Below are 12,826 nucleotides of genomic sequence, written 5' to 3' on the forward strand. Positions count from 1 at the left end.
GCTTTTTTGATCAGTGCTTAAGGATATTGTGTTCTTTTAGATAAATCGCGATGGCCTCAGGCGACTCGAAGGCTTTTAACAGCATTTCTTGTGCGCGTGCTTTCACATCATTGTCTTCTGATGATGACAGTAGGTGATACCATGTTTTCACTAAGGCTAATGGCGGCGTTTGGTTCATTAGTTGTCGCTCCAGCAATTCTTACTGCAAAAATACACAAAAATCATCGTAACGTATGATTTGCCAATACAAGCTCTGACCAGCATGGAAAAACGTGTAAATAAACGTCAACGCGCACTTCTTACAAGCTGCTGTGTAAATTACACAGCAGCAAAGTAGAAAACGAGTGCGCTTTACGCTAACGGATTTACCTCGTTACCGGCTCAAGCTTGTGTGAGCATGGGTTTCAGGAATCGACCTGTATGTGAAACTTCTTGTTGTGCCACATGCTCAGGTGTTCCCTCTGCAATAATCTGGCCACCTCCGGATCCACCTTCCGGTCCAAGGTCAACAATCCAGTCTGCGGTTTTAATCACATCTAGGTTATGCTCAATAACCACAACGGTATTACCGTGATCGCGCAGTCTGTGAAGGACGGCTAATAACTGTTTAATATCGTGGAAATGCAACCCGGTGGTTGGCTCATCCAAGATATAGAGTGTTTGCCCAGTGTCTCTTTTTGACAACTCTTTCGCCAATTTCACGCGCTGTGCTTCACCACCTGATAACGTAGTGGCGGCTTGGCCTAGTCGAATATATGACAAGCCTACGTCCATGAGGGTCTGCAATTTACGTGAAATAGCCGGAATAGCATCGAAGAACTGACGGGCATCTTCCACCGTCATTTCCAACACTTCGTGAATGTTCTTATCTTTGTACTTTATCTCAAGGGTTTCACGGTTATAGCGTTTGCCCTGACACACGTCACAAGGCACATACACGTCTGGCAAAAAGTGCATTTCCACTTTAATTACGCCGTCACCCTGACACGCCTCACATCGACCGCCTTTTACGTTAAAGCTAAAGCGGCCAGGCTTGTAACCTCGTGAACGCGACTCTTGTGTGCCGGCGAACATTTCGCGAATTGGAGTGAAAATGCCAGCGTAAGTCGCCGGATTAGAGCGCGGCGTTCTGCCGATAGGGCTTTGGTCAATATCGACCACTTTGTCGAGCTGGTCTAATCCTGTCATCGACTTATGCGGCGCTGGTTCAGAAGTAGTCGCTTTGTTCAGCTCGCGCTGCGCAATTTTGTAGAAGGTGTCATTAATCAGCGTTGATTTGCCCGAGCCCGATACACCCGTCACACAGGTCATAACACCGGTAGGTATACGTAAATCAACAGACTTCAAGTTGTTGCCGGTAGCGCCTAAAAGCTCTAGCCACTTATCGTCTTTAACCGGTGTGCGTGTTGCAGGAATATCAATCTTCTCTCTACCAGATAGGTATTTTCCAGTAAGTGAGTGTTCACTGTTCTTAATATCTTCCAGCGAACCTTCGGCAATTATCTCACCGCCATGTACACCCGCCCCCGGGCCGATATCTACAATGTAATCGGCTTCGCGAATGGCATCTTCGTCGTGCTCTACAACTAGTACGGTGTTACCCAGGTCGCGCAAGTGCGTAAGCGTGCCAAGTAAGCGTTCGTTATCCCGTTGATGAAGACCGATAGAGGGCTCATCCAGCACGTACATAACGCCCACTAGGCCTGCGCCAATTTGACTTGCCAGTCGAATGCGCTGAGCTTCACCGCCCGATAGAGTATCGGCGCTGCGCGACATAGAAAGATAGTTAAGACCTACGTTTACCAAGAAGCGCAAGCGGTCCATGATTTCTTTCAAAATCTTCTCGGCTATCTGAGCACGTTGACCTTCAAGTTTCAGTGTCTCGAAGAAGCCGTACGCATCGGCAATCGACATGTCAGCAATGGCTGGCAGGTTGGTATCTTGTATAAATACATTACGTGCTTCAACACGCAGACGCGTGCCGTTACAGCTACTGCAGTGCTGCTGGCTTAAATATTTTGCTAGCTCTTCGCGCACCGAGTTCGACTCGGTCTCGCGATAGCGACGCTCCATATTAGGGATAATGCCCTCAAATGGATGCTTACGCTCCATTACGTCGCCGCGCTCGTTTATGTACTTAAACGACAGCGACTTGCCTTTAGACCCGTAAAGCACAATGTCTTGGTGCTTTTTATCGAGCTCTTCAAATGGCGCGGTAAGGCTAAATTTATAATGGTCTGCTACTGCCTGTAGCATTTGGAAGTAGTAATAGCTGCGCTTGTCCCATCCGCGAATAGCGCCGCCAGACAGACTCAATTCGGTATTGCCGACTACGCGTGCGGGGTCAAAGAACTGTCTTGTGCCTAAGCCGTCACAGGTAGGGCAGGCGCCCGCTGGGTTGTTAAATGAAAACAGGCGCGGCTCTAATTCACTGATGCTGTAACCACAGTGTGGGCAGGCGAAATTAGCAGAAAACACAATTTCTTCTGCGTCTTTATCGTCCATATCAGCCACAACCGCGTTACCGCCAGCAAGGCTCAGCGCCGTCTCGAACGATTCCGCTAAACGCAGCGCCATATCGTCGCGCACTTTAAAGCGGTCAACCACAACTTCGATGGTGTGCTTCTTGTGCAAATCGAGAGATGGCGGATCGGATAGATCACACACTTCACCGTCGATACGCGCGCGAATAAAGCCCTGAGCAGATAAGTTTTGCAGCGTCTTAACGTGCTCGCCTTTACGCTCTTTAACAATAGGCGCTAGCAGCATTAACTTACTGCCCTCGGGCATCGCTAACACTTTATCGACCATTTGGCTGACCGTTTGTGCATCTAGCGGCACATCGTGGTCTGGACAGCGTGGCGTGCCCACTCGCGCGAACATCAAACGCAGATAGTCGTATATTTCAGTGATGGTACCCACCGTTGAGCGGGGGTTATGCGATGTTGATTTCTGCTCAATGGATATTGCTGGTGATAAACCCTCAATATGATCAACATCTGGTTTTTCCATCATAGATAGAAACTGACGGGCATAAGCAGACAAAGATTCAACGTAACGACGCTGACCTTCTGCATATAGCGTGTCAAAAGCAAGAGACGATTTACCCGAGCCTGAAAGGCCGGTTATCACCACCAGTTTGTCTCGTGGCAGTGTTAAATCGATGTTTTTCAAGTTGTGGGTGCGAGCACCGCGAATTTCGATTTTATCCATTGAAGCCTAAATGAGAGAAAAAGAATCAGTATGCCATAGGTGTCAAGTAAAGTGATATGACATTCAAGTTATACTGTAAGCGGAGTAAGCAGATCACCTCACGGACATAAGCTTACAGATCTGCGTTGGGAAATGGTGATTTTATCCCCACTTTTAAACCCCTATTAAGGCAAAAGGGCTAAATCGACCACACGAGTGAAAGAAAATGCCAATTGTATTAATCGAATTTAAGTCTCGCTGAGTGGGTAATTATTTATGGGGACCGGTATTATGCTACACTTCGCGTCCTTATTTTTGATGCTGCAGAAACAAGTGTTCTCTGCGCGCTTTTTTGTTTTTTTGATTTTATCTATTGAGGGAAACAGACGCTTTGAACGCTTTGGAATTACGCGCCGCGCTTGCACTCGCCTCCGTTTACGTATTACGCATGATGGGGCTGTTCATGGTTATGCCCGTGTTGGCTGTAGCCGCGATGGACTACCCGGATTATTCACCGCTTTTGGTAGGGCTTGCCGTGGGTGGATATGGCCTAACCCAAGCTGCGCTGCAAATTCCTATGGGCATGATGTCTGACAAATGGGGGCGCAAACCCGTTATTTTGCTGGGGCTTGCTGTATTTGCATTAGGAAGCTTTGTCGCAGCAAACGCCGACAGTATGGCCATGATGATTGTTGGGCGTATTCTCCAAGGCGCTGGGGCTATTGCAGGTGCGATAATGGCGCTGGCTACGGATGTCAGCCGGGAAAGTCAGCGTGCCAAAGTGTTAGCTATCATAGGCATAGCCATTGGCTTTTCATTCTATTTAGCGGTTATTTTAGGGCCACTTATTGCTAACAGCTACGGGCTTACCGGTGTGTTTGGTATCACTGGTATTCTGGCCATTCTTTGTATGCCGCTGGTTAAATGGGTAGTGCCAAATGGTGTGCAGCTTAGCAGTGGCGATACACTGCCACAAAAAGACCAGCTGAAGCGCTTAATTTTTTCTTCTCAGTTATGGCGTTTAAATATCAGCGTGATGATCCTACATATGATGATAACGCTATTGTTTGTTCAACTGCCCGTAACGCTACTGAACTTTGATATGACGCTAGACAGTCACTGGACGGTTTACTTACCCGTTTTAGGCGCGTCAATTGTAGGTCTGATTATAATGATGGGAGCAGCAAGGGGCCGTACGCCTAAATCACTCCTTGTAACTGGTGTTGTATTAATGGGCGGCGCGTTTTTGGCGCTGAGCCTAGAAGACCATAGCTGGTGGTGGGTTACCGTGGCTGTGGTACTTTTCTTTACCGGCTTTAATTATTTGGAAGCGAATTTTCCTGCATTGGTGTCGAGCATTGCGCCTGCAGGACAAAAAGGAACAGCCATGGGCCTCTACGCAAGTTTTCAATTTTTTGGTGCGTTTTTGGGTGGTGTAATTTCAGGTTTAGTCACCGATATTTGGTCGCAAGAGTTAGCTTATGGGATTGGTGCTGCTAGCACTTTGCTTTGGCTGTTCATTATTTTTGGGGTTAAAGAAGTGAGCCGCGTTAAGCGCGTTATGATGCATGGTGAATTTAACGGTTCAAATGTTTCCACTATCGAAGCTGAATTGATGTTAGTACCTGGTGTATTAGAAGTGACACTAAACAGTCAAAATAACGCGGTATACCTGAAAGTAGATCGTGATTTCGATGCAGTTAAAGCGCGAGACGTGTTGTCAGCATAATTGCTCATCGCATTGCAACCATGAAGGGCTAGCACTACACCATTTTAAAAAGGAAGCGAACACCATGATTGACCTAAGCCGCTATAAAGCCATTATTTTTGATATGGATGGCACTTTGGTCGATTCTATGGGGGCGCATATTGATGCATGGCAGCTTACGTGCGACGCGTTTGGCTACCCTTTTGACCGAGACTATCAATACAGTTTAGGTGGTGTTCCTACCTTTCAAACCGTACATCTTATGAATGCCAAATATGGCAAAAACCACGCACCAGCAGAGGTTGCTTCATATAAAAAACAGGCTTTCGAAGGGCTAGATCATGTGCCAAGGCTTATTCAAGATACCCTTAACGTGTTTAATCACTATAAGGGAATCATGCCCATTGCAGTGGGTACGGGCTCAGATAGGCAGCACGCGCAAATGGTGTTAAATGAACACGGCTTGCTAGCCCAATTATCTGCGCTAGTTACAGCCGATGACGTAACTCAAGGTAAACCTCACCCTGAAACCTTTGTGCGTGCGGCAGAATTAATGGGTGTAGCACCACAGCATTGTGTGGTGTTTGAAGACACCGACATGGGCCGAAAAGCGGCGGTTAACGGCGGCATGGCGTGCTTTATGGTCGATAATGGGCGGCTTATCTACTAAATCTTACGCTGAGTGAGCCTTCGAGCTTAGCGCTAACGCTTAATCAATCGCGCTCACTCTATAATTTCTTAGGCTTATACCGCCTCTATTTCTCCGAGAGCATCGCTGCAATTATGCAGTAGTGAAGACTTAATGCGTTTGGTGGCATCATCTATGGCCGTTTTCATTGCATCAATGGCAATTTGATTGCTCTGTTCTTCGCTGATATTGGCATTCACATTCATGCTTTGCCCTCTAAAGGTTGTAGCAGGTGAATACTCATCCGCATAGTCTGGCTTATACCTTACCTTAAGCACAACGGTGGCAACCATATTACTTCCCAAGCTTTTTATAAACGCTCGGTTTAATACCACTTTTACGCTATTAGCTGCTTCAATATCTGGACTAACGTTCATATCCTCTAAGCTTTGTTGTAACAGCGTATAGAGCGTATCTTTCGTTACATTACTGTTCCCAACTAATAGGTCCTTGCTCGAACGTATATCGCTCAGTTCAGCTAAGTTTATAGGACATGCTTTCGCTTTAGACATAGTTAGTTGGTAGTCTTTTCTTTGTGATGCAGGAATTAAGGACGAGTCCATCTCAGGCGGAGTCGATTCACAGGCAATCAGCAAAGGTAGGGTGCAGCAGGCAATAAAAAGTCGCGCTGGTGATTTAAGGCAAGGTATAGAAAATATTTTACTTTTCATTAAATTATTTTTGTTTTAAGCAGATAGATTATGCAAGTAATATTGACCGAGTATAAGTAAGTTTGTTCCGCTAAGAAATAGAACAACTGTTGCAAACTGTTACAGCTCGTTTAGCCTAAGTGAGGAACGGTCTATTTTGCTATACGGATTTTTTGATAGCGACACGACCACTAAGCTTTAATAACCAAAATATAAATTTCGCCATAACCATTCAACACGGACAGTTCTTAAATGATGACTTTTAGAAACGCAGTAATCAGTGTAGTTGCCAGTGTGTCACTCTTAGGGTGTGCGATTAACGTGTCGCCGTCGGCCTTTTTTTATCAAGATGCTCAGCAAAAGCCTCTCGATACCACAAAGCTGCATGCCGCTATTCAAAAAGATAAAACCTCGGCGGGCATAACCCGTGTTGAAATAAAAAATGAGACAGGATTAACCTTAAGAGGGGTAGCCGTGTCTTATCCCGATCCTATCGTTAACATCGTTTTCTTTGCAGACAATCGTATGCCTGTTAGCGAGAATAATAGTGTTATTCATAGGTTGGGTAAGCTGCCTGCCAACATCCTGTGGCTCGATTATCAGGGAGTTGGGGCAAGCGATAAAGCTAAGGACTTAAGTATTAATGCGATTAAGCAAGACGCGTTGACACAGTTTGATTATGTACAGAGTGCTTTTGATGCTTCAATCCCCACCGTTGTTCATGGTCGAGGTATAGGTAGCTATTTTGCAAGCTATGTTGCTGCAAATAGAAAGATCGACGCTTTGGTATTAGACGGCGCTTTCAACAACATTTCTGATTTAATTGCCAATATGGTGCCGGGTTTCTCTAATTCTTTCACAAACATGAAACTTCACGATGAAGTTCATAGTATGCAAATTGCTCCAATCTTACGTCATTATGAAGGGCCGCTATGGCTGGTGGTAGGTGAAGAGGACAAAATAACGCCTTACCCAATTAGCCAACAGTTGTTAGAAGACGCATCAAGCAGTGAGAAGTATATTTCTGTTATTCCTGGGGCAACGCACAATGCAACGCTAAAAAGCGATTATGCCATACAGGAGTACAAACAATTTTTAGCTAGATTCGCTCAGTAATTTAAACCTTACACGCTGTGGATAAGTGGTGGAAAACCTTGTTGGTAAGTCTGTTAATAGCCATATAAAACAATAGATCACGATCTTGCTGTTACTTTCTGGTCGGATCACGAAATATCAGTTAAATCAAGCGCTGTAGCGCAATTACTTCCGATCTTAATCTTTTTTGATCGTAAAGCTGTGCAGGATCAGGCATTTTTCCTCATTGGGGATAAAAATCTGAAGCGAAACGATCAAGTGGTTATTTTTGTCAATACTTTCATGTCATGAAATTTTTAGAACACAGTTGCACAGTAATACATCGAATTACGATTAATCGTCCATCAAACTGGCTTATAAGTGATTAAAAAAATACCCGCATTGGCGGGTATTTTTTAATCTTATCTATTTCGTATGAAAAGCGAAGGACTATACCCTTACCATTGAGTCTCGTTTTACGACAGTGGGGGTATACTTAAATGTTAGGCCTTCTTCTGGTTTGCTTCCCGATGCATACTTCAATGCAAGTTCCGCCGCTTTTGCAGCCATCATTTCTACGGGATAACGCAGGGTAGTTAATTTAGGACGACAATACTTTGCTAACAGTACATCATCGTATCCCATCACAGAGACTTGTTCTGGAACTGAAATACCATGGTCTTGCAACATGGTCATTGCTCCAGATGCCATCGCATCGTTGTAAGCCAAAACCGCAGTGAACTTTGCGCCTGTAGCAAGCAAGTTTTGCATTGCTAGTTCGCCCCCTTCTTGGTCTGGGGTGGCGTATTCAATCATGCTTTCAGGCAAACTTAAGTTGGCGTTGTTAATTGCGTTTCTAATACCTTCTAATCGGTGATTAGGGTCGTCAATGCGATACTGACTGCTTATCACCGCAACATGTTCGTGACCTTGGTTAATAGCATATTCAGCCATAAGTCGGCCGCCGGTTACATTGTCTAACCACACACAACGATTCGCAATTTCTGGTATATAGCGGTTAATCAAAACAAACCCAGGAACTTGGTTTGCAAAGCCGATAAGGGTTTCGTCATCAAGCGCTTTGCTATGCACTACCATGGCTTCTACACGATGTTCTAAAAGGGTTTCAATTGCACGAAGCTCAGTCTCTTTTTCAATAGAGCCGGCACTTAACAGAATTTGCACGTTGTTCTTCCGGGTTATTGACTCAACGCCGTGGGCCAACATAGCGAAAAACGGGTCATGCAGCTCAGCTATGACAACACCTAAAGACGCACTGCGTTTGGTTACAAGGGCCCGAGCATTTGCGTTAGGACGATAACCCATCTCTTCCATGATCTTTTTGACGCGCTTGCGAGTTTCGTTGCCCACTTTAGGGCCATTATTAATAACTCTTGATACGGTCGCCAGTGAAACCCCTGCGGCTTGGGCGATGTCTTTTATAGTTGCCATTTTCTTTCAAACTTCGTTTTTAGTGCGTGGAGGGTCGTAAGACCTGGTTGCTATAGCGTACATTATATTTACAAAAAAAGATAAAATTCTAACTATAACCTTGTGCTGTCTTTCTTAGTATAAGGAGCCAGTTCGAGAAGAGGAAAAAGACTATTAAGCGAAGTGGTTTTACCATTCATTATTGTTGACCAAAGCGCTGTGAAAAAGAGTGGAAAACGTATAACCTCCTTGGCATTCTGATAAATTACATTATCCATCAATGTATAAAAATATGTGGTAGGTTGGGAGAGCGCCAATTTACTAAGCATGTTTTAAGGTAAAAATTTTGTTATGAAAATAAACGTATCTGCTTTTGGTGAAGTAGCAGGCGAAGTCGTAAACGCCTTTACTTTATCTAACGACAACGGCATGTCAGTTACCTTGCTCAATTACGGCGGAATTATTAAAGAGATTCAGGTTCCGAATGCAGAAGGCGAACTGGTGAGTTGCGTTCAAAGTTACAACACACTGCAAGATTATATTGACGACCCAAGTTATCGTGGCGCTATTGTAGGTCGCTATGCAAACAGAATAGGCCACGGCACATTTACCTTAAACGGTGTTCAATACGCGTTAGACAAAAATGGCGGAGCGCATAATCTCCATGGTGGACTAGCAGGCTTTCACAAAAAAGTATGGGCGGCAAAAACGCAAGAATCTGATGACAAAGTTAGCGTTACTTTTACCTTAACTAGCCCAGATGGGGAAGGTGGCTTTCCTGGAACTGTTAACGTTGAAGCTTGTTACTCCCTCAATCAGGACAACGAATTATGCCTTGTGATCACCGCAAACACAGACCAGGAAACCCCACTGAGTTTTACACAACATGCTTATTTCACATTGAGTAATGACGCTAAGGTTGGTAATACGCTGTTGCATATAGATGCCGACAAAGTAACAGATGCTGATACCACTTTATTGCCAACAGGGGATTTGGTCGATGTCGCCAACACGCCCTTTGACTTCACAACGCTAACGGCCATAAAACAAAGGGCAGAACAAATTAATTCCCACCCATTGTTCGACCGGGTAGAAGGTTACGATCATAATTATGTCTTGCGTAATGCGCCGGAGCATAGCCCCCAAGCAATAGTAAAGGCACTTGATACAGGTATTACTATGGCACTATTTACTAACTTGCCTGGACTGCAGTTCTACACCGGTGGGCTTAAGAGTGATGATCAGCTTGGTGCCCTGTGCTTAGAACCCCAGCACTTCCCGGACGCACCCAACAAGCCTGAGTTTCCAAACTGCTTTGTTAAGCCAGGAGAAACGTTCACGGCAAGCATGCGATATAAGTTCAGCGCGTAATATTAGTGGATAAACGACAAAAGAAAATTATTTGTTATTAATTTAACAATTAATTTTCTTTGTTCCGTAATTGATAAACATAGACGCTTGCTATATCATTGTTAGGGTAAACGTTTAACCCTATTTGATGTTGCGCATTTCGGCGTAGCTGGCTAATTCAGAGAGAGTGATTATGGGAACCCCTTTCGACCCTACCAACGATCCACATCGCCGTTACAACCCTTTGTTGGGTGAGTGGGTGTTAGTGTCGCCTCACAGAGCTAAGCGCCCTTGGCAGGGAGCGTCTGAAGAACCAAATAACGAACAAAAGCCATCTTACGACTCGACGTGCTATTTGTGCCCGACTAACACACGGGTGAATGGTGAAGTTAATCCAGACTATAAGGGAACGTTTGTTTTTCAAAACGATTTTGCAGCCCTGAAGCAAGATACAGAACAAGCGAGTGAGAAAAAAGGGCTTTTCCAATTCGAGACTGAGCAAGGCTGTAGCCGCGTCATTTGCTTCTCCCCTGACCACAGTAAAACACTTCCTGAACTTTGTGACGAAGAACGCCTGGAAGTCGTGAATACATGGAAAGCGCAAACCGCTGAGCTTGGTGAAACCTATCGCTGGGTGCAAGTTTTTGAAAACAAAGGCTCGATGATGGGGTGTTCGAATCCTCATCCTCATGGCCAGGTTTGGGCTCAGCAGCATGTGCCAACTGATCCGGCGAAGAAGGTCGTGCAGTTAAAGCAGTACTTCGGTGAAAACGGCACTCCTATGCTGTTGGACTATGCCGAGCAAGAAGTAGCAAAGCAAGAGCGAGTCGTTTGTCAAAATGATGATTGGGTTGTAGTTGTACCATACTGGGCCGCTTGGCCTTTTGAAACGTTACTTTTACCGAGATTTGACGTGCAATCCATGCACATGCTTTCAGATTCTCAGTCACTATCTCTTGCTAAGATCATTGGCGAAATCACAACTAAGTACGACAACTTATTTGATACATCTTTCCCATATTCCATGGGATGGCACAGTGCCCCATTCGATAGCGAAGCGCACTCAGAGTGGACGCTACACGCGCATTTCTTCCCGCCACTTCTGCGTTCAGCAAGTGTCCGTAAGTTTATGGTTGGGTACGAAATGATGGCAGAGGCACAGCGAGATTTGACCCCTGAACAAGCGGCAGACAGATTAAAAGCACTATCCACAGTGCACTATAAGAAACGTGAGAATGCGAATGGATAATCAAGTAATTTCTTCTAAATTTGAAACGCATTACGGCGAGGCGCCAGCGTTAATTGCACATGCGCCGGGGCGAGTAAACATTATTGGTGAGCACACCGATTACAATGAAGGTTTCGTATTTCCTGCTGCAATTAACTTTGGAACATGGGTTGCGGCTAACAAGCGCGAAGATAATGACATCGTGGTCACTGCGATGGACTATGAAAACCAGCAAAACAGGTTCTCGCTATCAGAAATTAATTACGACGAAGAGCAGGGGTGGGCTAACTATGTTCGCGGCGTAGTAAAAGTACTAAAAGAGGCCATTCCAGATTTTGGTGGCGCTAATTTACTAGTAACGGGCAATGTGCCACAAGGCGCAGGATTAAGCTCTTCGGCATCTTTTGAAGTAGCTATATTAAAAGCGTTGAGCGCGCTGTATGAGTTGCCCCTTGATGGCGTACAGGCTGCACTATTAGGCCAGAAAGCCGAGAATACGTTCGTTGGCTGCTCATGCGGAATTATGGACCAGTTAATCTCTGCTATGGGTAATGAAGGCATGGCAATGCTGCTTGATTGCCAGTCGCTAGCCATTGAGCATTCACCACTACCAGACTCGCACCAAATCGTTATCATCAATTCGAATGTTAAACGTGGATTGGTTGACAGTGAATACAACTTGCGTCGTCAGCAGTGTGAACAAGGCGCGTCCTTGTTGGGCGTGTCATCGTTACGCGAAGCAACTATGGAAATGCTAGAAGGCGCTAAAGCACATATGCCAGAGGTGGTTTATCGCCGCGCGAAGCATATTGTTACCGAAAACGCTAGAACACTGGCAGCAAGCCAAGCGTTAAAAACTGGCGACATCGAAACGGTTAGTGAAGCCATGGCGCAATCTCACATTTCAATGCGTGATGACTTTGAGATTACCGTTCGCCCAATCGATTACTTGGTTGAGATCATTGGTGAAGTGCTGGGTAAATCGGGTGGTGTTCGCATGACTGGCGGTGGGTTCGGCGGCTGCGTTGTGGCCCTTGTTCCTACCGACAAAGTCGACGCGGTGAAGCGCGTGGTTGCCGACAAGTACTTTGATGAAACCGGTTATAACGCTGATATCTATGTATGTACGGCTACACAGGGTGCATTCGCCTGATAGTCGAACCAAATAGAACCTAATGCACAAACCTCTCCCCTTTCTAAACAATCCTATTCTTTAGAATTGTTTGTGTCCCTTAAGCCGCATCCATTGGTTGCGGCTTTTTTTTACAAAAAGTGCACATTTCTAGTTAAAAAAAGTAAACAAAGTGTGATACTAATACTACCCGCAGCAACGCGATAAAATTAACGGTGAGTTTCTCGCCTATTAATGGTTTATTGTGTTTTGCGAAACGCGTTTTAAAAACGTGACACCGGTGTGGCAAAAACCAATAGAATAATAAAAACAATTTTTCACCTGTGTACCCTGCATAACAATCGCCGCACCCAAAATAAGAACTTTGGGAAAA

Annotated in this window: 10 protein-coding genes; 6 read left to right on the plus strand and 4 right to left on the minus strand. The window is 45.2% G+C overall.

All coding sequences use genetic code 11. The features are described 5' to 3' along the window. Window positions 1-10: 10 nt before the first annotated feature. Both BGK61_RS19600 and uvrA read right to left on the minus strand, forming a co-directional pair. On the minus strand, window positions 11-178 hold the full coding sequence (locus tag BGK61_RS19600) for a hypothetical protein (protein WP_012516741.1): 168 nt from the start codon (window positions 176-178) through the stop codon (window positions 11-13). A 203-nt stretch (window positions 179-381) separates the two neighbouring features. Then, window positions 382-3,213 (minus strand): excinuclease ABC subunit UvrA, encoded by a 2,832-nt coding sequence (uvrA, locus tag BGK61_RS11080; protein WP_076026068.1) that lies wholly within the window; start codon window positions 3,211-3,213, stop codon window positions 382-384. A 370-nt stretch (window positions 3,214-3,583) separates the two neighbouring features. On the opposite strand from uvrA, the gene BGK61_RS11085 reads away from it, so the two are divergent. Together BGK61_RS11085 and BGK61_RS11090 are read left to right on the plus strand one after the other, a co-directional pair. Further along, window positions 3,584-4,921 carry an MFS transporter gene (locus tag BGK61_RS11085; protein ID WP_076026069.1) on the plus strand — a complete coding sequence of 446 codons (1,338 nt, stop codon included), beginning with the start codon at window positions 3,584-3,586 and terminating at the stop codon, window positions 4,919-4,921. A gap of 64 nt (window positions 4,922-4,985) precedes the next feature. Continuing rightward, entirely contained in the window at window positions 4,986-5,570 is a 585-nt protein-coding gene (locus BGK61_RS11090) for an HAD family hydrolase (RefSeq protein ID WP_076012802.1), read from the plus strand. 74 nt (window positions 5,571-5,644) lie between these two features. On the opposite strand, the gene BGK61_RS11095 is transcribed toward BGK61_RS11090, so the two are convergent. Continuing rightward, complete coding sequence (locus tag BGK61_RS11095) at window positions 5,645-6,259, minus strand: hypothetical protein (RefSeq protein WP_076012801.1); 615 nt, start codon at window positions 6,257-6,259, stop codon at window positions 5,645-5,647. Window positions 6,260-6,490: 231 nt separating this feature from the next. Here BGK61_RS11095 and BGK61_RS11100 point away from each other — a divergent pair, with 231 nt between their 5' ends. Continuing rightward, on the plus strand, window positions 6,491-7,354 hold the full coding sequence (locus BGK61_RS11100; RefSeq protein WP_076012800.1) for an alpha/beta hydrolase family protein: 864 nt from the start codon (window positions 6,491-6,493) through the stop codon (window positions 7,352-7,354). 408 nt (window positions 7,355-7,762) lie between these two features. Here BGK61_RS11100 and BGK61_RS11105 read toward each other — a convergent pair whose 3' ends face one another. Then, the gene (locus BGK61_RS11105) at window positions 7,763-8,764 is read right to left on the minus strand and encodes a LacI family DNA-binding transcriptional regulator (RefSeq protein ID WP_014996928.1); all 1,002 of its coding nucleotides are present in this window, start codon (window positions 8,762-8,764) and stop codon (window positions 7,763-7,765) included. A gap of 330 nt (window positions 8,765-9,094) precedes the next feature. On the opposite strand from BGK61_RS11105, the gene BGK61_RS11110 reads away from it, so the two are divergent. From BGK61_RS11110 to galK, 3 genes are all read left to right on the plus strand, one after another. Next, window positions 9,095-10,114, plus strand: coding sequence for an aldose epimerase family protein (locus BGK61_RS11110; RefSeq protein ID WP_076012799.1), 1,020 nt, complete (start codon window positions 9,095-9,097; stop codon window positions 10,112-10,114). A 172-nt stretch (window positions 10,115-10,286) separates the two neighbouring features. After that, entirely contained in the window at window positions 10,287-11,342 is a 1,056-nt protein-coding gene (locus tag BGK61_RS11115) for a UDP-glucose--hexose-1-phosphate uridylyltransferase (protein WP_076012798.1), read from the plus strand. Beyond that, window positions 11,335-12,474 (plus strand): galactokinase, encoded by a 1,140-nt coding sequence (gene galK / locus BGK61_RS11120; RefSeq protein WP_076026070.1) that lies wholly within the window; start codon window positions 11,335-11,337, stop codon window positions 12,472-12,474. Before BGK61_RS11115 ends, galK begins: the two co-directional genes overlap by 8 nt. Window positions 12,475-12,826: the final 352 nt, after the last annotated feature.

Source organism: Alteromonas abrolhosensis (assembly GCF_001953635.1).
GTDB classification, from domain to species: domain Bacteria; phylum Pseudomonadota; class Gammaproteobacteria; order Enterobacterales; family Alteromonadaceae; genus Alteromonas; species Alteromonas abrolhosensis.